Here is a 23,429-nt window from a genome sequence, read left to right as displayed (position 1 = left end):
CTGGAATCACTGCACGATGAAACTGGAGAACAGCACGGCCTGCACCGGGTTGGGCGGTGCCTTGTGGCGCCGCTTCTTACCCTGTGTGTCCTCGGCGGCCGGTGCGTCGACCTCGTAGCCCATCTGCTGGGCGATCACGGCAATGATGTCCTTCGCCAGCTTCTCCTTGCCCGTGACCTGCAGGATCTCTTCGGCCGTGAGCTGTGAGATCAGCACCAGCAGGCTGCTGCGGATGCTGGGCATGTAGGCCTTCACGTCCTCGCTGGTCTTGACGTCCTGCAGCTGCAGGGTGATGCCCAGCTGGACAAAGCGGGCGCCGCCGGCATCGGCCAGGTTCACCACCATGTTGTCCATGGGCAGGTAGGTCGGCGGCGTGCTTTTGTCGTCGTGTTTCTCGACCACCTCGGTGCCGTCAGCGTCTTCTTCGTCCGCGGCGTTCTTCTTCATCAGGAAGAAGGTGCCACCCGCCGCGGCCAGAGCGAGCACGATCACGCCGATCAGGATGAACAGCAGCTTCTTGCTCTTGGGTTTCGCCGGGGCCTGGGCATCGGCGGTGGCGGTGGCAGCGGACATGGGATTTCTCCAGAAAATCGCCGGTGTTGAGGGCGGTACACACCGCGGATGGCGGTGGGCTCTGGAGGAATTATTGAGCGCCCCCCCCGGAGCCGTAGCCCGGAATAGCACTGGAAAAGCCGCTTATTCGCGCGCCCCGCGGGCGCGCCACCGGGCTACACAAACAGGTCGAGGGGGCGGCTGCCGTCGCTGCGCGGGCGCTGTGGCACGGCCGCCGGGGGCGGCGCAGCGCTGGCGGCGGCGCCGTTGCGCGAGGGGCCGGCCGGCTGGGGGCGGGGTTCGCCGGAGTCGCCGCGCCCGGCCTGCTGGCCCTGCGCGCCCACCGACACGTCGCCGAGCTGGATGCCGCTGCGCTGCAGCAGGTCGGCCAGCGATTCGCCCGCGTTCTCGCGCAGTTCGGCCCGCGCTTCGGCGTTGTCGGTGCGGAAGGCGACGTTCAGTTCCTGGCCGCTCATCGAGAGCTGGATGTCGATGGCCTCTTCGCCGCCGTCGCCCACGCGCAGGCTGGCCTGGCGCAGGGTTGGGGCGGACCAGGCGCCCAGGGCTTCGTCGGCGTCCTGGTCGGTCAGGGCCTCGTCGAAGCGGTGGTCGTCGGTGGTGGTGTCGCTGTCGCCGGACCAGCCGGCCTGGTGGTCCTGGCCCGCCTCGCCGCCCGCGCCGGGCTGTTCGCCGGCGAAACCGCCCGCGCCCGGCGCGCTGCCCTGGCCGTGGGCGACGAGGCCGGCCGACAGCGCGGGGCTGTCACCCGTGGAGGCCGTGCTGAACCGCTCGTCCAGCGTGACGGTGCTGCGCAGCGCCACCGGGGCGCCCGCTTCCAGGCGGACCTGCAGCCGCTCGCTCAGACTGTGGCCCAGGTGCTGGCTGGCGTGCTGTTGCTGCACGCTGGTGGTGGTCGCGCCGGTGACGGTGCTGCGCCAGGCGGTGGGGCGGCTGGCGGGTGGGGTGGTGCCGGGTTCGAGGGGGGCGGCGGGCTGCGGCGTGGGGCGCGCCTCGCCGTCGCCGCGGGCGAGCGCGGCCAGGGTCTGTTCGTCGGGCGCGGCGGGCTGCTCCAGGCGTTGCATGCCCTGCAGATCGACCCCGGGTTTTGCGCTGCCCGAGGCGTCGGCCGCCGCCGCGGGGGCCGTCCCGGCCGGGGTGAGGGCGGTGCCGTTCAGGGCCGCGGTGGGCACGGTGGACGCAGCGGCGCCAGGCGTCCCAGGCCCGGTGCCCGGCGCCATCGCGGGCAGCGGCACCCCGGGCCAGCCCAGGAGCGGATCGCTGGGCGGCTCGGTGGCCGGCAGCGCCTGGAGCGCCGTGTCGTCGGTCACTGTGTCGGGCGGGATGTCGGGGGTCGCGCTCAGCAGCGAGAGCATGGCGGCGAACAGGTCGGCGCCGGCCTCCGGGCCGTGGGCGTCGGCCCCGGGCTTGCGCGGGTGGGCGGCCTGGGCGCGCGCGGCCGTGGTCTGGGCGCTGTGGCTCTGGGTGGTCGAGGCGGTGCTGGTCATCGGAATACCTTCGTGCTGCGCACTGCGGTGCGAGCTGGCTTGGGGCGGCCCGGCGCTGCGCTCATGGGAGTACCTCCGCCCTGCGGGCTGCGGTGCGCGCTGGCTTGGGAACGGCCCGGCGCTGCGCTCATGACCGCAGCCCCTGTGCGTGGGCCATGCTCTGGCGCAGGTGGATGGTCAGGGCCATTTCGTCGGTGGCTTTCTGTTCCTGGCGCAGGGTGCGGTGGTCGATGGCCTGCTGCTTGCGGTCGGCGTATTTGCGCAGGCCCGCCACGTCGCGCTCGGCGGCATAGACCTGGGCCTGGGCGCGCTCCACCGAGTCTTCGCGGTTGCGCTGCACGGCCAGCTGGAAGTCCATGGCGTGTTCGATCTTCTGCATGAACTGGCGGTGGTGGTGCAGCAGGGCCGCATCGACACCGCTGGTGCTGGTGCGCGTGGCCCAGCGCTGGTGGGCCTCGTCGGCGTAGGTCTTGAGCTGGGTCAGCTGCTCCTGCGCCATGTGCAGTTCCCGCTTGGCCTGCCCCAGCACCGTCAACGCGTCATCGCGTCGCCGCGTCGCCAGTTCCACCACCTTGTGCAAGGTCTGCATGTTGCTCATTCTTGTGGCTCCAACGTTGTCGAGAGAAGGTGCTCAGTCCGGGAACACCGCGGAACTGGCTTGGCCAGGCCGCTGGTGTTGCCCCCTGGGGGGGAGCGCCAAAGGCGCATCGGGGGGTCATCCCTCATATGGGTTGTGGTGGGGGCGGGCCTGGCGCTGTTTCGGGTCCTTGCCACCCTTGTCTTCCTGCAGCGCCGTGGCGAGCTGTTTCAGGCTGACGTCCATCGTGGCGGCCTCGTGCATGTCCTGCATCAGGAAACGCTGCAGCGCGGGGTAGAGCACGATGGCCCGGTCGGTCTCGGGGTCGCTGCCGGCGGCGTAGGCGCCGAGCTGGATCAGGTCGCGGCTCTTCATGTAGCGCGAGTAGTTGTTGCGGAACTTGCGCGCCAGCTCCAGGTGCACGGCACCGGCCACGTTGTGCATCACGCGCGAGGCCGAGGCCTCGACGTCGATGGCGGGGTAGTGGCCCGATTCGGCGAGCGCGCGCGAGAGCACGATGTGGCCGTCCAGGATGGCGCGCGCCGCGTCGGCGATCGGGTCCTGCTGGTCGTCGCCCTCGCTGAGCACGGTGTAGAAGGCGGTGATCGAACCCTTGCCGTTCAGGCCGTTGCCGCTGCGCTCCACCAGCTGCGGCAGCTTGGCAAAGCAGCTCGGCGGGTAGCCCTTGGTGGCGGGTGGTTCGCCGATGGCGAGCGCGATCTCGCGCTGCGCCATGGCGTAACGCGTGAGCGAGTCCATCAGCAGCAGCACGTGCAGGCCGTCGTCGCGGAAGCGCTCGGCGATGGCGGTCGCGTAGGCCGCGCCCTGCATGCGCACCAGCGGCGGCGAGTCGGCCGGCGCGGCCACGACGACCGAGCGCTTGCGGCCCTCGTCGCCGAGGATGTCTTCGATGAACTCTTTCACCTCGCGGCCGCGTTCGCCGATCAGGCCGACCACGATCACGTCGGCCTTGGTGTAGCGCGCCATCATGCCCAGCAGCACCGACTTGCCGACGCCGGAGCCGGCGAACAGGCCGATGCGCTGGCCCCGGCCCACGGTGAGCAGGGCGTTGATCGCGCGCACGCCGGTGTCCAGCGGTTCGCGCACCGGGTCGCGGTCCATGGCGTTGAGCGGCGCGCGGTCCATGGGCTCGATGTCCACGTCCGTGATCGGCCCCTGGTGGTCCATCGGGTGGCCATGGGAGTCGACCACGCGGCCCAGCAGGCCCCGGCCCAGCGGCAGGCGCAGCAGGCCGCGGTCGCCGGGGGAGGGCGGCTTGTTCACCTGGCCCAGGCGCGGCGTGGCGCGGTAGGGCGGCAGCGGCGTCACGCTGGCACCGCTGGCCAGGCCGTGGGTGTCGCCAGCGGGCATGAGGAAGGCGCGGTCGCTGGAGAAGCCCACGACCTCGGCCAGCACCGGCTCCTTGGCGCCGTTGGCGATCAGGCACTGCGAGCCCACCGGCACCCGCAGGCCCACGGCCTCGAGCACCAGACCGGCCAGGCGCGTGAGCGTGCCGCGCACCTCCAGCGGGGTGTGCACGTTGGCGCTGGTGCGCAGGTCACCCATGAAGTGGTCCCAGCGGCCCTCGGTGCCCAGTGTGCTGTCGGTCATGTCAACCTCTCTGCTCACAAGCAACCCGGCGCGTCCGGCGAGAAATGTTCCACCCAGGATGCGGCGGAACCGGCTTCGCCGGGCCGCACCGCATCGCCCCCTTGAGGGGGTCGTGCGCAGCGCGGCGGGGGTGCTTCACATCTAGACATCAGCGTCTTTCGGTTGCCACTCTGCGCTCATGCCCAGGTTGCCGATCGCGCGCGACCAGCGTTTTTCGATCGTGGCGTCCACGGCGGTGCTGGGCGACTGGATCATGCAGCCCCCCGGCGAGATGCTCGGGTCGGCCACGAAGTCGGGTGCGTTTTCGCCCAGGGTCTCCAGCAGGGTGCCCTTCATCAGCGAGAGGTCGTCCGGGTGCATGCGCACCGTGGCGGGCAGCCCGTCTTCGACGATGAGCTCCAGCGACTCGCCGATCACCGCGCGCAGGTGCGTGGTGTTGGACTGCAGCTCCTGGCGGATCACCTGGCGCGCGATGTCGCAGGCCAGTTCGAGCACCTGGCGCGCGATCTTCTGTTCGCTGGCGATGACCTGATCGGTCATGCTGTGCAGCAACTGGCCCATGCGCACCGCGGTCTCTTCGGCGCTGCGGTGCACCGTGGCTTCCAGCGCGTCGCGCATTTCCTGGCCGCCGGCGTCGTGACCGTGGTTGAAACCGTCGGCGTAGGCCTGCTGGCGGGCGTCTTGCAGCGCCTGCTCGTGCGCGGTGTCGGGTTCGGGTTCTGCCGCCACCGGCACGGCGACCCGGATCTGGTCGCTGCCGTCCATCGACGAGAAGTGCCAGGCCGAACAACCGTCGATTTCCTCCCGGGGAATGAACCGGGTGTGCGGGTTGGGTTTAGACGAAGCCTTCATCGTCGCCTCCTCCGATCACGATCTGGCCCTCGTCCGACAGGCGCCGGACAATTTTCAGGATGTCCTTCTGCTGGCTTTCCACTTCGGACAGCCGGACCGGACCGCGCGACTCCAGGTCGTCGCGCAGACCCTCGGCGGCGCGCGTGGACATGTTGGAGAGGATCAGTTCGCGCAGCTCCGAGGTGGCGCCCTTGAGCGCGATCACCAGCGATTCCAGCGGCACTTCCTTGAGCACCATCTGGATCGACTTGCCGTCGAGCTTGATCAGGTCCTCGAAGGTGAACATCTTGTCCATGATCTTCTGCGCCAGGTCGGCGTCGAAGCCGCGGATCGACTCGATGATGGAGGTCTCGATCTGCGAGCCCATCATGTTGATGATCTCGGCGGCGGTCTTGATGCCGCCCATCGATGTCTTGCGGATCTTGTCGCCGCCGGCCAGCACCTTGTAGAGAACCTCGTTGAGGTCCTTCAGCGCCGTGGGCTGGATGCCTTCGAGCGTGGCGATGCGCAGCATCACCTCGTTGCGTGTGCGTTCGGTGAAGTTCTTCAGCACGCTGGCGGTCTGGTCCGATTCGAGGTGCACCATGATCGCCGCGACGATCTGCGGGTGCTCGTTGCGCAGCAGTTCCGCGATGGACAGGGGGTCCATCCACTTCAGGCTTTCAATGCCCGAGACATCGCCGCCCTGCAGGATGCGGTCGATCAGCAGCGAAGCCTTGTCGTCGCCCAGGGCGCGCTTGAGGACCGCGCGCACGTAGTTGTCGGTGTCGGAGACCAGCAGGCTCTGCGACGAGGCCACGGAGGTGAACTTCTGGATCACCTGATCGACCCGTTCGTGGGACACGGAACGGGTCTTGGCGATGGCCTCGCCGAGCTTCTGCACTTCCTTCGGGTTCAGGTGCTTGAACACCTCGGCCGCCTCTTCCTCGCCCAGCGACATGAGAAAGATCGCGGCGTCCTGGATTCCCTGGTCTTCCATGATCGTGTTTCCTTAGCGTGCGCCGTTCGAGCGGGTGGTCATGGTCATGCAGGGGCTTCGCCGTTGACCCAGCTCTTGACGATGTTGGCCACGGCCATCGGGTTTTCCAGGGCCAGCCGTTTCGCGTCGGCCAGGCGCTGGTCCTCGGTGGGCATGGGCAGACTCGGCCGATCGGGCGTCTCGTTGAGCACGGCGTTGAGCTGCGGCGTTCTGGCGTTGCTGTCGGGCTTCGGCAGCGCCGGTGAACGCATCATCTTCAGGCCCGGGCGCACCATGCCCAGCAGCACCAGCAGCGCCATGCCCAGCATGCCCACCGGCCAGGCCATGCTGCGCGCCAGCTCCATGTTGTCGGGCTGCTTCCACCAGGCCAGCGGCACCTCTTCGACCGGTTTGGCGATGTTGAACACCGCGTTGACCACGTTGACCGAATCACCGCGGTCCTTGTTGAAGCCGATGGTCTCGCGCACCAGGGCGGTCATCTGTTCCAGCTGCTCGGGCGGGATCGCGCTGGTGATGGCCTTGCCCGTCTTGTCGGTGACGCTGCGGTGGTTCACCACCACGGCGGCGGTCAGGCGGCGCACCGTGCCGCTGGCCTCGCGCACCACCTTGACCGTCTTGTCGATCTCGTAGTTGATGACCGATTCCTTGCGCGTCGTGCCGCTCTTGTCGCCGTTGGCGGCCACGCCCAGCGGGGCGGCGGCGCCGTTGATGGGTGCGGTGCCGGTGGCCGGGGGCTGGTTGGTGGTGGCGCCGGGCACGCCCGCGGGCTGCGCGACGGCGGGTGAGCCGTCTTCGATCAGCTGCTGGCTGCGCACCGTGCCGGGCTCGGCGCCCTGGTTGGGCTTGTGCTGCTCGGAGGTGGACTCCACCAGCGAAAAATCGACATCGGCGCTGACCTGCGCCTTCACGTTGCCCACGCCCACGAGCGGCTCGATCATGTCGAGGATGCGGCGGGTATAGAGCTGTTCCATCTGCTGCACGTACTGCAGCTTCTGCGTGTCGGCGCCCTGGGCCTGGCCCTCGGGCGTGGCCGACAGCAGGTTGCCGGCGTCGTCCACGATGCTCACCGCCTTGGGGTTCATCTCGGGCACGCTGGACGCCACCAGGTGCACGATGCCGGCGACCTGCGCCTTGTCCAGCGTGCGGCCGGGGTGCAGGGTGAGCAGCACCGAGGCGCTGGGCTTTTGCTGTTCGCGGAAGAAGCCGTTCTGGTTGGGCAGGGCGAGGTGGATGCGCGCGGCCTGCACCGACGAGAGCGACTGGATCGAGCGGGTGAGTTCCCCTTCGAGGCCGCGCTGGAAGGTCAGGCGCTCCTGGAACTGGGTCATGCCGAAGCGGTTGGCCTCCATCAGCTCGAAGCCGTTGACCGAGCCCTTGGGCAGCCCCTGGGAGGCCAGGCGCAGGCGCGTGTCGTGCACCTTGTCGCTGGGCACCATGATCGCGCCGCCGCCCTCGGTGTACTTGTAGGGCACGTTCATCGTGGTGAGCTGCGCGATGATGGCGCCACCGTCCTTGTCGTTCAGGTTGGCGTAGAGCACCTTCCAGTCGGGCTGCTGGCCCATGAAAAACAGCGCGATCGCGATCACCAGCAGGCCGAAGGCCCCCAGGCCCAGTTTGATCTTCTGGGCTTTTTCCATGCCCGACAGACCGGCGCTCAGGGCGTTGCGGCTCACGGGCTGCATGTCCAGTTCGGCGACGTTGTTGCTCATGGCGGGAGGGGGCTCGGTGGTGGGTCGGCAAAGGGGGCATCACCCCCGTTGCGACCGATTATTCGGCCCCGGCCCTTCGCGCATAGCGATGAAAAGGCCGGCCTTTGACCCCTTATTCCCGGTGCGTCGGCAGCGGCGGGTCACTAGCATCAAAGCCTGCACTTTTGTGAAGGAAACCGCCATGGACCTGCGAATCAATGCCCTGCCCAGCCAGGCCCTGACCGGCGTGGGCCAGACCGCCTTCAAGCGACCCGCCGCGGGCGCGGCCGGCGGCGTGGGAGGCGGTTTTGCCGACAACTTCAAGAGCGCGCTCGACTCGGTCAGCAAGGCCCAGAACGACGCCTCGCGCCTGCAGAACGAGGTGCAGAAGGGCAACCCCAATGTGAGCCTGGAAGAAACCATGCTCGCGATGCAGAAGTCGCAGATCGGGTTTCAGGCCACCTTGCATGTGCGCAACCGCATGGTCCAGGCCTACACGGACATCATGAACATGAGTGTCTGAAGGCTCCCCCCGCGCCGCCTGCGGCGTCACCCCCCAGGGGGCGGCACTGGCGGCCCGGCAAAGCCGGTTCCGCGGTGCCCTGGGATCAACTTCCCCTCCGACGTGAGGTGCCTTCACCCAGGATGCGGTGGAACCGGCTTTGCCGGGCCACTCGCATCGCCCCCTGGGGGGTGACGCCGCAGGCGGCGCGGGGGGCATGTCAATGCACCTGTTTGACGTCCATCAGCTGTTCTAAATCGCTGAGCCAGGGCTCGGCCAGCACGCGGATCTCGGCGTCGGCGCGCAGGATGCGGTGCATGATGCGGGTCTTTTCCTTGCGCTCTTCGGGGGCCAGCGACACGCTGCGCGACTTGTGGCGCAGCTGGGCGATGAGCACGGCGCAGGTGCCTTCGAGGTGGACGATCTGGTCCCAGTTTTCGGTCTGGGCCGCTTCCAGCATTTTCTGGCTCGCGTTTTCGATGGCTTTGTAGTAGTCCAGCAAACTGTGCTCCATGGTCAGGCTCCTTGGCCCAGGACGGGATGAAGGTGGGTGGGCCCCTGGCCCTTGATCTGCTTCCAGGATTCGGCCACGGGCTCGATCAGCCGCGCCACCTCTTCCAGTGCTTTTTCGTCGTTGCGCAGGTTGGCCTGTGTCAAGCGCAGCGTGCTGTAGCTGTAGAGCTGGCGCAGGTTGGCGGCGATGTCCCCGCCTTCACGCAGGTTCAGCCCCGCCTTGAGACCTTCTTCCAGGATGCGCACGGCCTTGCCGAGGGACGCGCCCTTGGCCACCGTGTCGCCGCGGCTCATGGCGCCGCGGGCCTCGGCGATCGACTGCAGCAGCGCGTCGTAGAGCAAACCCACCAGCGTGTGGGGGTCGGCGCTTTGCACGCTGGTTTCGACGGCAACGCGTTTGTAGGCGGATGCTGCGCGGGAGTGGACCGAGGTGAACATGGTGTCAATTCCTTGTTGCTGATGCCTTTTTTTATCGGCATCGGCGCCCGGGACTGTAGTACTTGACGTGTTCATTTTCGTCAGCTCTTGTTCCACATCGTGATCTGCTGGCTGACGAAGGCACTCAGGCTGTTGAGCTTGCCCACCGAGGCGTCCATGGCGTTGTACTGGGCCAGCAGGCGCTTCTCGGAGCGCGCGGCTTTGTCGTTGACGCGCTCCTGATTCAGGGTGTTGCGTTTGATGGAGGCCTGGATGGCTTCGGTCTTGTTGGTCACCGTGCCATCGGAGTCGATCAGGCCCTCCGCAAAGGTCTTGATCTTCCATCCGAAGCCGACCGCCGTGGGGTCGCTGCCGGTGGTGGTGAACAGGGCCTTGAGGTCGTCCAGGTTGTCCATCGCGGCGTCCATCTTCGTCGCGTCGATCTCCAGCTTGCCGCCGGATTTCAACTCGATGCCAACGTCGGACAGGCGGCTGTAGGGCGTGCTGCTGGACACTGAGCGCATCATGCCCCGCAGCGCGTTCTGCAGGCCCACCGTGGTGGAGTCGCCTTGCAGGGGGCCGGCGATCTTGGTGGCCTCGTCGTAGCGGGTGGCGGTGGCCAGCGTGGTGTTGAGCGCGTTGTACGCGTCGACAAAGGCCTTGACGTTGGCGTTGATGGCCTCGGTGTTGTTGCTGACCTCGATCTCGACCGGCGCGGTGGTGACCTGGCTGAGCTGCATCGTCATGCCGGTGAGGGTGCCGGAGAGCGTGTTGCTGGCCGAGCTGACGCTCACGTTGTTGATCGTGGCCAGGGCGTTTTCGGCGCTTTGTGAACGCGACATGCCGTTGGCGTTGCCCACGCTGAAGGCCAGGCGCGAGAGGCCGCTGGCATCCGCGTCCTCGCCGTCGTCGTCGGCCACCGTGATGCGGAAGGCGTTTTCCACGCCGGTGTCTTTCGAGCGCATCAGCAGGCGTTCGCCCGAGGCGTCCTTGAGCACCGTGGCGCTCACGCCCGCGTCGGATTCGTTGATCTTGGCTGCGATTTCGGCCAGCGAATCTTCGCCCGCGGCGATGTCGATCGTGACCGGTGTGCCACTGCCGGCGGCAAAGCTGCTGCCGGTCCATTGGCCGAGTTCGATGGTCATGCTGCCCGTGCCCATGGCGGTGCCCGTGGGCACGGCGGTGGAGGCGGTGGACTGGGCTTTGGCGAGGTTCTGCACCGTCATGGTGACCGAGGTGGCCGGTGCGCCGGCCTTGACCGTCACCCCGATGGCGGAGGGGTTGGACGAGGTGGCCTTGACGGCGTCCCAGCCGGTGTTCTTGGACAGCTTGGCCGCCGCATCGCCCAGCGCAGCCACCTGCGACTTGATGGTGCCCATGGTCGATAGCTTGGTCTGGAAGGACGTGGCCTGCGACTTGAGCTGGGTCAGGGGCGCTTTCTCCAGCGCGACGAGCTGCGAGACGATGCTCTGGATGTCCAGGCCGCTGGCGATGCCTGGGGAAGAGATGCTGGCCATGGGGGCTCCTTGTCATCCACGACGGGATGTCCCCATCGCACGCGGGCTGCATGCGATGGGGACATGCCTCGAAAGACAACGCGGCGGGGCACCGGGGTGCCGCCGCCGCCGTCCCGCCCCACCCGGGGGTGTGGCGGATCGGTGTTGTGAATCAACGCAGCAGGGACAGCACGCCCTGGGGCAGCTGGTTGGCCTGGGCGATCATCGCGGTGCCGGCCTGTTGCAGGATCTGGCCGCGCGACAGGTTCGAGGTTTCCACCGCGAAGTCCGCGTCCATGATCCGGCCCCGCGAAGCGGCGAGGTTCTCGGACGACACCTGCAGGTTGGAGATCACCGAGTCGAAGCGGTTCTGCTTGGCACCGAAGGACGCACGGGCGGTCGTCACTTCGTCGATGGCGGTGTCCAGGTTGTCCATGGCGGTCAGCGCGTTCGCACGGGTGCCCACACCGCCGGCCACGACGGCCGTGATGCCCGAACCGGCGGTCAGGTTGGTCGTGTTGATGGCGATCTGGTCGGTGGTCACGTTGTCGGCGCCGACCTGGAAGGTCAGACCGGCGGAGGCGTTCAGCAGGTTGGTGCCGTTGAACTTGGTGCCTTCCAGCACGCGGGTCACTTCCAGTGCCAGTTCCTGGTATTCCTCGTCGAGGTTGGCGCGGTCGGCATCGGAGTTGGAACCGTTGGCCGACTGCACGGCGAGTTCACGCATGCGCTGCAGCGAGTCACCGACCTTGCCCAGTGCGCCTTCAGCGGTCTGCGCCAGGGAGATGCCGTCGTTGGCGTTGCGGATCGCCACGTTCATGCCCTTGACCTGCGCGTTCATGCGCTCGGCAATCGCCAGACCGGCCGCGTCGTCCTTGGCGGTGTTCACACGCAGACCCGAGGACAGGCGCTGCATGGAGGTGGACAGGGAACCGGCCGACTGGGCCAGGTTGCGTTGTGCATTCAGGGACTGCACGTTGGTGTTGATGGTGCTCATCGTTAACTCCTAAAAAATTGAACAAAGTAATCCGGCATTCCTGCCAATCCCAACGCCAGCCAGGAGGCTGGCCGCCATGACCGGGGCTGGCTGCTGCGCGTGCCGGCTGGGTCCTGGGACCTCTGACCGTCTCGCCGCTTCTGCTTGCCGGACGACGAACCTTTTTAGAAGTTCGTTGAGTTCAATTTCGGTGGTCCCGCCATATTCTTTAGCCCTGCAACACATTGAAATGGTTTGAATAGCGTGGGAGGCGCATCCCAGTTCTCGCCTTAGTCGGCGCAGGGCGCGAAACCTTGAGGACCGGTTCAAAGGTCCCGGGGCGGGAGCAGGCCCGCACAGGCAGGACCCGGATGAATACCAACGATGTAGGAAAAAACCTGACAAGGCCGGGGTGTGCGCCTGACAGGCCAAACAGCCATTCGCCGATTCAAGAAATTTTTACGATCGACACAATTGCATACATCGGTCAGCAGATGTAAGCACCCCGCCCGCATCGATGACCCGGAACCGCAAGGAGCACCCCATGGACAGCGAACAACTTTTGGCCGAGATCCGCGAAGCCAACCTGACCTACCTGATGCTGGCTCAGAACCTGATCCGTCGGGACCGCGCCGAAGCCCTGTACCGCCTGGGTCTCACCGAAGAAGCGGCCGACCTGCTCGGCATGCTCTCCACGGCCCAACTGCTGAAGATCGCATCGAGCAACATGTTGCTGTGCCGCTTCCGCGTGGACGACGACCTGGTGTGGAACCTGCTGACCAGCCACAACGTGAAGAAGGTGGACAACACCACCACCACGCAACTGCACGCCTCCATCCTGATGGCTGGGAAGTTTGCGGAATCGATGAGCACGGCTCACTGATTGGTGCCCCCCGCGCCGCCTGCGGCGTCACCCCCCCAGGGGGCGGCGCTGGAGGCCCGGCGGAGCCGGTTCCTCGGCGCCCTCGGTTTGTAGACATCTCTTCTCTCCTACGGAGTTCGCATCATGGCCACCCAGAAAAGCATCTTGAACGAATCGCGTGACATCGAGCGCGCTGTCGCTTTGATCCAGCTGGGTGCGCGCCTGCAGGTGCTGGAGTACGAGACCAGCCTGTCGTACGAGCGCCTGCTGCGCCTGTACAAGGAAGTGGCGGGCAAGAGCCCCTCGAAAGGCCAGTTGCCTTTCTCCACCGACTGGTTCCTGACCTGGCAGCCCAACATCCACGCCTCGCTGTTCCTGAACATCCACGAGTACCTGTCCAAGACCAGCGACCTCGAAGAGATCGACACGGTGATCAAGGCCTTCCGCCTCTACACCGAGCAGATGCAGGCCAGCGTGATCGAGCCCCTGTTGTCGGTGACGCGTGCCTGGCGCCTGGTGAAGTTCGTCGACAACGGCATGCTGACGCTGACCAAGTGCTCCTGCTGCGGCGGCAACTTCGTGACCGAGCCCTACGAGAACGCCAAGAACTTTGTCTGCGGCATGTGCGAGCCACCGGCACGCGCTGGCAAGGGCAGTGCCAGCGGAGGCCTGCGGTTGCACTGATCCCCCCGCGCCGCCTGCGGCGTCACTCCCCAGGGGGCAACGCGAGCGGCCCGGCGAAGCCGGTTCCACCGCGTTCCGGGCTCAGGCACTTCGCGCCGGGGAGCCCTCTCACCACAACTGTTCTCCCTGTTGTCAAGCTTTGAAAAGGACCCCTCCGTGGGTCCTTTTCGCGTTCATGGGGGGCTTCAATCGCCCCTAAAGTTGACCGATAGATAGATCAGTTTCCAGATGCCTTTCCTGTGGCCGGATCGCGGTAGCGCCGCTGGCCAGACCCTCGCGGAACCGGCTTTGCCGGGCCGCAGAGGGTGCCCCTTGAGGGGTGACGCCGAAGGCGGCGCGGGGTGGGCTCATACACAGAGGTCAAGAGCATGTTTGTCATTGTGGGTTTCCTGGTGTCGATGGCCTGCATCTTCGGCGTCTACATCGTGCACGGCGGCAACATCGGCGTGATCCTCAAGGCCTTGCCGTTCGAGCTGATCACCATCCTGGGTGCCGCGATGGGTGCGTTCGTGATGAACAACCAGATGAAGGTGGTGAAGGCGTCGTTCGCGGGCCTGGCCGGCTGCTTCAAGGGCAGCAAGTACACCAAGGCGCGCTACATGGAGCTGCTGGCGCTGCAGTTCGACATCCTGCAGAAAGCCCGCAAGGAAGGCCTGATGGCCATCGAGCAGGACGTGGAGAACCCCAGCCAGTCGCCCCTGTTCAAGAAGTACCCGACCGTGGGCAGCGATCACCACGTGACCGAGTTCATCACCGACTACCTGCGCATGATGGTCTCGGGCAACCTGAACGCGCACGAGATCGAGTCGCTGATGGACGCCGAGATCGAGACCCACCACCAGGAGGCGCACGCCCCGGTGGCCGCCATCGCGCGACTGGCCGGCGGCCTGCCGGCCTTCGGCATCGTGGCGGCGGTGCTGGGCGTGGTCAACACCATGGGCTCGGTGGGCCAGCCGCCGGCGGTGCTCGGCGGCATGATCGGCTCCGCCCTGGTCGGCACCTTCCTCGGCATCCTGCTGGCCTATGGCGTGGTCGAACCCATGGGCGGCCTGATGGAACAGAAGATGGAAGAGAGCGGCAAGGAATTCCTGTGCATCAAGACCACGCTGCTCGCCTCCATGCAGGGCTACGCGCCCAGCACCGCCATCGAGTTCGGCCGCAAGGTGTTGTTCTCCGACGTGCGCCCCAGTTTTGTTGAGCTGGAAGACCACGTGAAAGGCAAGAAATGAGCGCCCCCCCGCGCCGCTTCGCGTCACCCCCCCGAGGGGGCGACATCTCGGTCCGGCAAAGCCGGCCCCTCGCTGTCACTGGGTGGGATGTCGCTCCGGAGCGCGTGACTTGTTCCAGGGCACCGCGGAACCGGCTTTGCCGGGCCGCCAGTGCCGTCCCCCTGGGGGGAAGCCGCGCAGCGGCGCAGGGGGGGGCACACCGTGGCTGACGGAAAGAAACTGCAGCCCATCATCATCAAGCGGGTCAAGACGAGCGGCCACGTGGCGCACGGGGGTGCCTGGAAGATCGCCTACGCCGACTTCGTGACGGCCATGATGGCGTTCTTCCTGCTGATGTGGTTGCTGGGGTCCACCGCCAAGGGCGAGCTCGACGGCATCGCGAGTTACTTCAATGCGCCGTTCAAGGTGGCGCTGATGGGCGGCGAAGGTTCGGGCAACAGCGACAGCATCCTGTCCGGCGGCGGGCGTGACCTCAGCAAGGCGGTGGGCCAGGTGGACGGCGGTGACGCCAAGCGCGCCGAAAAGATCGTGGGCACGCAGATGGCCCGCGCCGAGCTCGCCCAGCAGGACCAGGCGCGCATCGCCGCCCTGCAGAAAAAAATCACCGAGCTGATCGCCAGCAGCCCCGCGCTGCAGGAGTTCGGTGCCCAGATCCGCATGGAGCAGACCGGCGACGGCCTGCAGATCCAGATCGTCGACGACCAGAACCGCCCCATGTTCGATGTGGGCAGCGCGCTGGTGAAACCCTACATGCGCGACATCCTGCGCGAGCTCGGTGCGGCCATCGGCACGGTGGAGAACCGCATCACGCTCTCGGGCCACACCGACGCCACGCCCTACGGCAGCGGCGACCGGGGCTACAGCAACTGGGAGCTGTCGTCCGACCGGGCCAACGCGTCGCGGCGCGAGCTCGTGCTGGGCGGCCTGCCCGACGAAAAACTCGCTCGCGTCGAGGGCCTGGCGTCGAGCCGCCTGCTCGACCCGCAGGCGCCGGGTGCGGCGCTGAACCGCCGCATCAGCATCCTGGTGATGACGCGCGAGGCCGAGGCGCGCATGGAGCCCAAAGGCGACGGATCGTCCGTGCCCCGGCCCCCTGACGCCGCCGGTCCCGCCGCCGTGGCGCCGCCGGCCGCGCTGGCCCCGCCCATGGTGGCGCCCCTGGTGGCGCCGGCCCCGCCGCAGGCCGCCGCGCCGGCCGCTGCCGTCGAGATCCCGGCCGTGCGCTTCCGGCCGCTGGGCCTGCCCGACCTTCAGAAACTTGCCGAAGTGCCGAAACCCCGTGAAGAGGTCGGTGTTTCCCCGCCCCGTTGACCGCCCATCGTTTCCTGCCTGGAGACCCACCATGTCCACCCCGATGAAATTCCTGATCGTTGACGACTTCTCCACCATGCGCCGCATCGTGCGCAACCTGCTGAAAGAAATCGGCCACGCCGACGCCGACGAGGCCGAAGACGGTGTGGCCGCGATGAACAAGCTGCGCAACGGCACCTTCAACTTCGTGGTCAGCGACATCAACATGCCCAACATGAACGGGTTTCAGCTGCTGGCCGAGATCAAGAAGGACGAGACGCTCAAGCACCTGCCGGTGCTCATGGTCACGGCCGAGGCCCGCAAGGAAGACATCGTGATGGCGGCGCAAGGTGGTGCCGCCGGCTACATCGTCAAGCCCTTCACCAAGGCCACGCTGGAAGAGAAGCTGGCCAACATCTTCAAGAAACTGGGCCTTTGAGCCGCATCGGGAGCACCACATGACACCGAGCGCCCCCAACAGCCCAGGCCATCCTGAAATGTTCCAGCAACTGGGCGCGATCACGCGCCAGTTGCACGATGCCCTCAAGGAGCTGGGCTACACCGACAAGCTCAAGGGCTCGGTGGACCAGCTGCCCGACGCGCAGAGCCGCCTCTCGTACATCGCGCGCCTGACCGGCGAGGCCGCCGAGAAGGTGCTCAACCACGTCGAGCTGGCCAAAGCCGAGCAGTCGCACATTGCCGGTCGCGGCCGCCAGCTGGTGTCCACCATCGGCGCGGTGCCCGGCCTGGGCAAGGCCATGCCCGAGCTGCTGGAATGGTCGCAGGACGTGGTCGATCACAGCGAAAAGAGCGACGCCCGCCTGACCGAAATCATGATGGCGCAGGACTTCCACGACCTCACCGGCCAGGTGATCGCGCGCGTGGTGCAGCTCGCCGGCACCATCGAAGAACAGCTGCTCGGCCTGCTGCTGCAGTCCGCCCCCACCGGCCAGCCCGGCCAGGACCGCGCCTACGTGGCGACGGCGCTGGAGGGGCCGGTGGTCACGCCCGAGGGCCGCGCCGATGTGGTGACCGACCAGGCGGGTGTGGACGATCTTCTTGCCAGTCTCGGCTTTTAGCCGAGACTGGCTGGGCCCACCCCCGTCGCTGGCTCACTTCGTGTGGCCGCTCCGCCCCTCAAGGGGCAACACCTGCGGCCCGGCAAAGCCGGTTCCACGGTGTTCTGGGTTCGGGCACTGCGCTCCGGCTGATCCCGGGCGTGTTTTCCATTCTTGCTCTGTGAATAAGGCGGTGGTTTCCCGCCTTATCGCGCTTTAGTTTTCCGACCTGAATTCCACAATCTGACTCAATCCTTTTGAGTCAGATCGATGTCCTCTTCCGCACAAGACAAGAACCTTCCGGCGACCGCGCAGCGCCTGAAGAAGACGCGCGAGCAGGGGCAGATTCCGCGTTCGAAGGACTTGGCCAACCTGTCGGTGCTGGGCGGTGGCGCGGTGCTGCTGATGGTGCTGCTGCCCACGGGCTTCGGGCTGATGCTGGACGCGCTGAACGCGCAGCTGCGCTTCGACCACCGCGCGCTGCTGCAGCCCCAGCTCATGATGGAGCGCCTGACGGGCGGCTTCGGCCACGGCCTGATGGTCTACCTGCCGCTCGGCGTTGCGACGATCGCGCTGGCCGTGGGCGTGTCCTTCGCCTCCGGCAGCTGGGCGCTGAGCACCCACCCCATCGCCCCCGACCTCACGCGGCTCAGCCCGCTGGCCGGTCTGGGCCGCCTGTTTTCCAAGCAGCAGCTGGTCGAGACCATCAAGCTGGTGGTGATGACCGCCATCGTCGGCACCGTGGGGTGGAACTTCCTGTCGTCGCACCTCCAGGCCTTCTCCGGCCTGCTGATGTTGCCGCTGGAGGGGTCGCTGGGGCAGCTCGGGATCTGGATGAAGACGGGCGTGACCATCCTGCTGGTCGTGATCGCGGTGTTCGCGGCCATCGACTTCCCGGTCCAGAAGTTCCTGCACGCCAACCGGCTGAAGATGTCGATGGAAGAGGTCAAGCGCGAGCACAAGGAAAGCGAAGGCGACCCGCAGATGAAGGGCCAGCGCCGCCGCCGCCAGCGCGAGCTGGCCCAGCGCATCAGCGTGGGTGTGGTGCCGCGCGCCGACCTGGTGGTGATGAACCCGACCCACTACGCCGTGGCCATCCAGTACGACGACGCCACCATGAACGCGCCGCGCGTGATCGCCAAGGGCGCCGACCTGCTCGCGCTCAAGATCCGCGACGTCGCCAAGGAACACCAGATCCCGGTGCTGCAGTCGCCCATGCTGGCGCGCGCTCTCTACGCCCACGCCGAGATCGACCACGAAATCCCGTCGGCGCTCTACACCGCCGTGGCCCAGGTGCTGGCCTACGTGTACCAGCTCAGGGCCGCCATGGCCGGCCGCGGCGCCATGCCCGGCGACGTGCCCACGCCGCAGGTGCCGCCCGAACTCGACCCGCACTGGAAAAAGCCCGCGACAGGAGCTGTCTGAATGAGCGCCGCGCCGGGCCGCCCCAAGCCAGCTCGCACCGCAGTGCATAGCACGAAGGTTTACGAATGAACGCCCAACTCAAATTCCTCCAGCAGTTCTTCGGCCGCCACGCCGCCTGGGCCCAGGGCCTGGCGGCGCCGCTGCTGGTGATCACCGTGCTGTCCATGATGGTGCTGCCGCTGGCGCCCTGGGTGCTCGACACCTTCTTCACGCTCAACATCGCGATCGCGCTGGTGGTGATGATGGTGGCGGCCTACATGCGCCGCCCGCTGGACTTCTCGGTCTTTCCCACGGTGCTGCTGCTGACCACGCTGCTGCGCCTCTCGCTCAACGTCGCCTCGACCCGCGTGGTGCTGATGGAAGGCCACACCGGACCGGGCGCGGCCGGCGCCGTGATCGAGGCCTTCGGCCACTTCCTGATCGGCGGCAACTTCGCGGTCGGTTTCATCGTGTTCGCGATCCTGGTGGTGATCAACTTCGTGGTGATCACCAAGGGTTCGGAGCGCATCGCCGAGGTGTCGGCCCGCTTCACCCTGGACGCCATGCCCGGCAAGCAGATGGCCATCGACGCCGACCTGGGCGCGGGCCTGATCGACGAGAAGGAAGCCAAGCGCCGCCGCGCCGAGGTGGGCGAAGAGGCCGAGTTCTTCGGCTCCATGGACGGTGCCTCCAAGTTCGTGCGCGGCGACGCCATCGCCGGCATCCTGATCCTGATCATCAACATCGTCGGCGGTTTCGCGGTCGGCGTGATGCAGCACGGCCTGTCGGCCAGCGAAGCGGCCAGCACCTACATCCTGCTGGCGGTGGGCGATGCGCTGGTGGCGCAGATTCCTTCGCTGCTGATCTCGGTGGCCGCGGCCATGGTGGTCTCGCGCGTGGGCAAGGACGAAGACCTGGGCGCGCAGGTGATGCAGCAGATGTTCATCTCCGCCAAGGTCATGGGCATCGTGGCCGCGGTCATGTTCCTGCTGGGCGTGATCCCGGGCATGCCGCACGTGGTGTTCCTGACCTTCGCAGCCATCTTCGGCGGCCTGGCCTGGTGGCGCACCCGGGTGGACGCCCGCCCCGTGGCCGAACCCGAAGCGCCTGCGGTGCAGAGCGACGGCGAAGCCACCTGGGACGATCTGCAACCGGTCGATCTGCTCGGTCTGGAGCTGGGCTACCGCCTGATCGCCATGGTCGACAAGACCCGCCAGGGCGACCTGCTCACCCGCATCAAGGGTGTGCGCAAGAAATTTGCGCAGGAGGTGGGTTTCCTGCCGCCTGCGGTGCACGTGCGTGACAACCTGGAGTTGCGCCCCAGCGCCTACCGCATCACCCTGCGCGGCGTGGTGGTGGGTGAGGGCGAGGTGTTCCCCGGCATGTTCCTGGCCATCGATCCGGGCGGCCTGGGCACCCCGCTGATCGGCACCCCCACGACCGACCCCGCGTTTGGTCTGCCCGCGCACTGGATCGAAGACAAGCAACGTGAAAACGCGCAGATGGCGGGTTTTACTGTGGTTGATTCCGAGACTGTGCTGGCCACGCATCTTTCACACTTGATGCAAGTCCAGGCAGCCAAGTTGCTGAGCCGGACGGAGACCCAGGAACTGGTTGAACACGTGACCCGCCTGGCCCCGAAACTGATCGAAGAAGTCGTGCCCAAGATGATCTCCGTCGCCTCGTTCCAGAAAGTGCTGCAGCTGCTGCTGGAAGAGTCGGTGCACGTGCGCGACATCCGCACCATCATCGAAGCCCTGGCCGAACACGCCCCCCACACCACCGACCCGGTCGAGCTGGCCCGCCGCGTGCGCATGGCGCTCTCGCCGGCCATCGTGCAGCAGATCTACGGCTCGGTGAAAGAGCTCGAAGTGATCGCCATCGAACCTGGCCTGGAGCGGCTGCTGATGCAGGCGCTCTCGGGCGCCGCCGCCGGCGCACTCGACCCCAACGTGGCCGAGATGCTCAGCAAGTCGGCCACCGACATCGCCAACAAGCAGGAAGAACGGGGCGTGCCCGCCTGCCTGCTGGTGCCCGACGCCATCCGCAACGCGATGGCCCGTCTCCTGCGCCGCGCCGCGCCCCGTCTCCAGGTGCTCGCCCACAGCGAGATCCCTGAAACCCACCTCATCCGCATTGGCCCGATTCTTGGGGAGTTAGCAGCATGAACATCCAGCGATTCACCGCCCCGACCGCCCGCGAGGCCATGGCCAAGGCGCGTCACGCCTTCGGCGACACCGCCGTCATCCTCTCCAGCCGCGCCACCAACGACGGCTTCGAGGTGATGGCCGCGGCCGAAGAGAGCCTGGCCAACGTCTCTCCCTCGGTGCCCAAGGCCCCGCCGGCCGAGCGCCTGCAACCCATCCGCACCCGCGCCGCGGCCCAGATGCCGGCGCCCATGGACGGTTCGGTCGAGAGCGACACCGAGCAGATGTCGATGAGCACGCTGTCGTTCCAGGAGTACGTGCGCGAGCGCATGCTGCGCAAGCGCCGCGCGGCGATGAACGGCGACGACGCGGCCGATGCGCTGCCGCCCGAGCCACGCGCCGCCGCGCCCCGCGCCGCCGCCCCGCGCCCGGCCCCGATCCAGGTGCAGGCGCAGCCCAAGGCCCCGCCCGCCCTGAACGTGCCCGTGCAGCGTTTCAACGACGTGCCCGAACCGCCACCGATCCGCACCCGCGTCCAGCCCGTGCAGGAAGAGCAGCCGTCGCAGCGTTTTGCCGACAACGGCGAAGGCCGCATGGCGGTGGAGCTGTCGGCGCTCAAGGACATGATCGAAGAGCGCTTCAACACGCTCGCCTGGCTCGGTTCATCCAAGCAGGACCCGATCCAGTCCACCCTGATGCTCAAGCTGATCCGCGCCGGCTACTCGCCCACCATGGCGCGCGCCGTGCTCGAACGCGTGCCCTCCGACGCCGGCGCCGCCGCGGCCGTGCGCTGGGTGATGGACGTGCTCACCCGCAACCTCAAGGTGGCCACGCCCGGCGCCGGCCTGTGCGACGAGGGCGGCGTGATCTCGCTGATCGGCGCCACCGGGGTGGGCAAGACCACCACCGCCGCCAAGCTGGCCGCCCAATGCGTGCAGCAGTACGGCGCCGGCAGCGTCGGCCTGATCACGCTCGACACCTACCGCGTCTCGGGCTACGAACAGCTGCGCGCCTACGGCCGCATGCTCGGCGTCGTGGCCCACCTGGCGCACGACCGCGCCGCGCTCCACGACCTGCTCAACCTGCTGAGCACCAAGCGCATGGTCATCGTCGACACCGCCGGCCTGGGCCAGCGCGACCAGCGCATCCAGGACATGCTGGAGGTGCTGGACATGCCCAAGGTCAAGAAGTGCCTGGTGCTCAACGCCGGCGCCCACGGCGACACGATCGACGACGTGCTGACCTCGTTCAAGGCCAGCACCCTGCACGGGGTGGTGCTCTCCAAGGTGGACGAGGCCGTCAAGCTCGGCCCCTCGCTGGACGCGCTGATCCGCCACCAGGTGGTGTTGCGCGGCGTGGCCAACGGCCAGCGCGTGCCCGAAGACTGGCAGAACCCCGACGCGCCCGCGCTGGTGCGCATGTCGCTGGGCACCGACGGCAAGTCGGCCTACGACCCCCTGTCCGCCGACATGGGCTTCTATTACTCGCAAGCCGGTGCCCACGGCCTGCCGCTGGGAGGCGCCCGTGTTTGAAGTGGGTTTCGACCAGGCGGCCGGCCTGCGCGCCGACCCGGTGCGCGGTGGCCCGGCCATGATGCCGGTGGCCAGCCCGGCGCAACCGGCGCGCGCCTACGAGATGCTGTGCACCCTCGCGGCACACCTCAAGGCGATGGGCCGGGTGCCGGTGATCATCGATGGCACGGCCGTTGAAAACACCGATCGCCACCCCGGTGACGGCAGCCACCTCGGCCTGCTGCACGCGCTGCTCGACCCCTCGACGTCCGGTCTGTGCCGTCCGTCCGAAGGCCACGAGTGGCTGGTCATGCCGGGCGCGCTCGGGCTCAAGGCGCTGCAGCAGACCGCGCGCACCGCGGGCGGCACGGTCGCCCTTTCGCGCCTGCTCGCGCCCTTTGCCGCGGGCGGCCTGGTGCTGCTCTTCGCCCCGCCGCACGAGCTGTCGCCGCTGTTCAGCGGCCTGGCCGCGCGCGTGCTGGTGCCAGTGCTGTCGCAACCGCAGAGCAGCATCGAGGCCTACGGCGCCCTCAAGCTGCTCAGCATGGCCGGCGCCACCCCGGTGCTCGCCCCGATGGAGAGCGACGACCCCGAGACGCCGCTGCAGCAGGTGCTCAAGACGGTGGCCGACTGCGCGCAGCGCCACCTCAGCCTGGCCGTCGAGACCTGGACCGAGCCGGTCTGGGGCCAGTGCGTGCTGGAGAGCGCGCTCGGCCGTCCGGTGCGCCAGGACACCTTTCACGGTCTGCGAGATTCCCGTTTCGCCGGCCTGGGCCGCGCCCGCTCGGGCGCGCTTCCCACACTCTGGAGTTGACGATGATGTACACCGCCAAGGGCACCCTGAACCGGGACGACCAGCTGCGCAAATACAGCCCGCTGGTGCGCCGCCTGGCCCACCACATGATCGCCAAGCTGCCGCCCAGCGTCGAGGTGGACGACCTGATCCAGGTCGGCATGATCGGCCTGACCGAGGCCATCGCCCGCTTCGAGCCCTCGCAGGGCGTGCAGTTCGAGACCTTCGCCAGCCAGCGCATCCGTGGCGCCATGATCGACGAGCTGCGTGAGGGCGACTGGATGTCGCGCGGCTCGCGCAAGAGCCAGAAAGACATCGAGCAGGCCGTGCACCGCCTGCAGCAGAAGCTGCACCGCGCACCGCTCGAATCCGAGATCGCCAAAGAGCTGGGCATGGAGCTGGCCGACTACCAGCACCTGCTGGCCAAGGTGCGCGGCACCCAGCTCGTGTACCTCGAAGACATCAGCGGCCGCGACGACGACGAAGAGGGCTTTCTCGACCGCCACATGGGTGACGAAGAAGCCGACCCCTCGGCGCTGCTGCAGGACCACCGCATGCGCATGGCCCTGGTGGCTGCGATCAAGGTCCTGCCCGAGCGCGAGCAGCAGATCATGAGCATGTACTACGAGCACGACATGAACCTCAAGGAGATCGCGGCCGTGCTGGGCGTGACCGAGTCCCGCATCTGCCAGCTGCACAGCCAGTCCATCGCGCGGCTGCGCACCAAGTTGCGCGAACACTGAGCCAGGCCCTGCCGGCACCGCCCGCCCGAACGACACTGAG

Annotated in this window: 22 protein-coding genes and 1 pseudogene; 12 read left to right on the top strand and 11 right to left on the bottom strand. The window is 67.5% G+C overall.

The window, feature by feature from the left end:
* Positions 1-6: 6 nt before the first annotated feature.
* From fliL to fliF, 7 genes are all read right to left on the bottom strand, one after another.
* Complete coding sequence (fliL, locus tag IV088_RS13415; protein ID WP_291102735.1) at positions 7-573, bottom strand: flagellar basal body-associated FliL family protein; 567 nt, start codon at positions 571-573, stop codon at positions 7-9.
* 155 nt (positions 574-728) lie between these two features.
* On the bottom strand, positions 729-2,057 hold the full coding sequence (locus tag IV088_RS13410; protein ID WP_291102732.1) for a flagellar hook-length control protein FliK: 1,329 nt from the start codon (positions 2,055-2,057) through the stop codon (positions 729-731).
* Between the two features lie 127 nt (positions 2,058-2,184).
* On the bottom strand, positions 2,185-2,646 hold the full coding sequence (fliJ, locus tag IV088_RS13405; protein ID WP_291102730.1) for a flagellar export protein FliJ: 462 nt from the start codon (positions 2,644-2,646) through the stop codon (positions 2,185-2,187).
* A 126-nt stretch (positions 2,647-2,772) separates the two neighbouring features.
* Positions 2,773-4,200 carry a flagellar protein export ATPase FliI gene (gene fliI, locus IV088_RS13400; protein WP_291102772.1) on the bottom strand — a complete coding sequence of 476 codons (1,428 nt, stop codon included), beginning with the start codon at positions 4,198-4,200 and terminating at the stop codon, positions 2,773-2,775.
* Positions 4,201-4,386: 186 nt separating this feature from the next.
* Positions 4,387-5,097: a FliH/SctL family protein gene (locus tag IV088_RS13395; protein ID WP_291102728.1), complete on the bottom strand. Its 711-nt coding sequence runs from the start codon at positions 5,095-5,097 to the stop codon at positions 4,387-4,389.
* Entirely contained in the window at positions 5,081-6,076 is a 996-nt protein-coding gene (gene fliG / locus IV088_RS13390; RefSeq protein ID WP_291102726.1) for a flagellar motor switch protein FliG, read from the bottom strand. Before fliG ends, IV088_RS13395 begins: the two co-directional genes overlap by 17 nt.
* A 44-nt stretch (positions 6,077-6,120) precedes the next feature.
* Positions 6,121-7,785, bottom strand: coding sequence for a flagellar basal-body MS-ring/collar protein FliF (fliF, locus tag IV088_RS13385; protein WP_291102724.1), 1,665 nt, complete (start codon positions 7,783-7,785; stop codon positions 6,121-6,123).
* Between the two features lie 181 nt (positions 7,786-7,966).
* Here fliF and fliE point away from each other — a divergent pair, with 181 nt between their 5' ends.
* Positions 7,967-8,287, top strand: coding sequence for a flagellar hook-basal body complex protein FliE (gene fliE, locus IV088_RS13380; protein WP_291102722.1), 321 nt, complete (start codon positions 7,967-7,969; stop codon positions 8,285-8,287).
* 199 nt (positions 8,288-8,486) lie between these two features.
* Here the strand turns inward: fliE and IV088_RS13375 are convergent, their stop codons facing one another.
* The 4 genes from IV088_RS13375 to IV088_RS13360 form a co-directional block, all read right to left on the bottom strand.
* Positions 8,487-8,780, bottom strand: a complete 294-nt coding sequence (locus IV088_RS13375; RefSeq protein WP_291102720.1) for a flagellar protein FliT — start codon at positions 8,778-8,780, stop codon at positions 8,487-8,489.
* A gap of 2 nt (positions 8,781-8,782) precedes the next feature.
* Entirely contained in the window at positions 8,783-9,217 is a 435-nt protein-coding gene (fliS, locus tag IV088_RS13370; protein ID WP_291102717.1) for a flagellar export chaperone FliS, read from the bottom strand.
* A gap of 80 nt (positions 9,218-9,297) precedes the next feature.
* Positions 9,298-10,713 (bottom strand): flagellar filament capping protein FliD, encoded by a 1,416-nt coding sequence (gene fliD, locus IV088_RS13365; RefSeq protein WP_291102715.1) that lies wholly within the window; start codon positions 10,711-10,713, stop codon positions 9,298-9,300.
* A gap of 151 nt (positions 10,714-10,864) precedes the next feature.
* Positions 10,865-11,689, bottom strand: coding sequence for a flagellin (locus IV088_RS13360; RefSeq protein ID WP_291102713.1), 825 nt, complete (start codon positions 11,687-11,689; stop codon positions 10,865-10,867).
* A 523-nt stretch (positions 11,690-12,212) separates the two neighbouring features.
* On the opposite strand from IV088_RS13360, the gene flhD reads away from it, so the two are divergent.
* From flhD to IV088_RS13305, 11 genes and pseudogenes are all read left to right on the top strand, one after another.
* Entirely contained in the window at positions 12,213-12,551 is a 339-nt protein-coding gene (gene flhD, locus IV088_RS13355) for a flagellar transcriptional regulator FlhD (RefSeq protein ID WP_236964008.1), read from the top strand.
* A gap of 123 nt (positions 12,552-12,674) precedes the next feature.
* The gene (flhC, locus tag IV088_RS13350) at positions 12,675-13,214 is read left to right on the top strand and encodes a flagellar transcriptional regulator FlhC (RefSeq protein ID WP_291102710.1); all 540 of its coding nucleotides are present in this window, start codon (positions 12,675-12,677) and stop codon (positions 13,212-13,214) included.
* Between the two features lie 368 nt (positions 13,215-13,582).
* On the top strand, positions 13,583-14,443 hold the full coding sequence (gene motA, locus IV088_RS13345) for a flagellar motor stator protein MotA (protein WP_291102708.1): 861 nt from the start codon (positions 13,583-13,585) through the stop codon (positions 14,441-14,443).
* 201 nt (positions 14,444-14,644) lie between these two features.
* Positions 14,645-15,499, top strand: a pseudogene (motB, locus tag IV088_RS13340) (flagellar motor protein MotB); the annotation flags it as partial.
* A gap of 286 nt (positions 15,500-15,785) precedes the next feature.
* On the top strand, positions 15,786-16,172 hold the full coding sequence (gene cheY / locus IV088_RS13335; RefSeq protein WP_291102706.1) for a chemotaxis response regulator CheY: 387 nt from the start codon (positions 15,786-15,788) through the stop codon (positions 16,170-16,172).
* A gap of 19 nt (positions 16,173-16,191) precedes the next feature.
* Positions 16,192-16,812: a protein phosphatase CheZ gene (locus IV088_RS13330; protein ID WP_291102704.1), complete on the top strand. Its 621-nt coding sequence runs from the start codon at positions 16,192-16,194 to the stop codon at positions 16,810-16,812.
* 249 nt (positions 16,813-17,061) lie between these two features.
* A complete protein-coding gene (locus tag IV088_RS13325) occupies positions 17,062-18,216 on the top strand; it encodes an EscU/YscU/HrcU family type III secretion system export apparatus switch protein (protein WP_291102702.1) in 1,155 nt (384 codons plus the stop codon).
* A gap of 65 nt (positions 18,217-18,281) precedes the next feature.
* Entirely contained in the window at positions 18,282-20,363 is a 2,082-nt protein-coding gene (flhA, locus tag IV088_RS13320; protein ID WP_291102700.1) for a flagellar biosynthesis protein FlhA, read from the top strand.
* Positions 20,360-21,874, top strand: a complete 1,515-nt coding sequence (flhF, locus tag IV088_RS13315) for a flagellar biosynthesis protein FlhF (RefSeq protein ID WP_291102698.1) — start codon at positions 20,360-20,362, stop codon at positions 21,872-21,874. Before flhA ends, flhF begins: the two co-directional genes overlap by 4 nt.
* The gene (locus IV088_RS13310; RefSeq protein ID WP_291102691.1) at positions 21,867-22,667 is read left to right on the top strand and encodes a hypothetical protein; all 801 of its coding nucleotides are present in this window, start codon (positions 21,867-21,869) and stop codon (positions 22,665-22,667) included. The genes flhF and IV088_RS13310 overlap by 8 nt, the downstream gene beginning before the upstream one ends.
* A 5-nt stretch (positions 22,668-22,672) precedes the next feature.
* Positions 22,673-23,389: an RNA polymerase sigma factor FliA gene (locus IV088_RS13305; protein WP_291102769.1), complete on the top strand. Its 717-nt coding sequence runs from the start codon at positions 22,673-22,675 to the stop codon at positions 23,387-23,389.
* Positions 23,390-23,429: the final 40 nt, after the last annotated feature.

It is taken from the genome of Hydrogenophaga sp. (assembly GCF_018780075.1).
GTDB lineage: Bacteria > Pseudomonadota > Gammaproteobacteria > Burkholderiales > Burkholderiaceae_C > Hydrogenophaga.
Note: the sequence above shows the minus strand (reverse complement) of the source record. Positions and strands in the feature narration are given on the sequence as shown.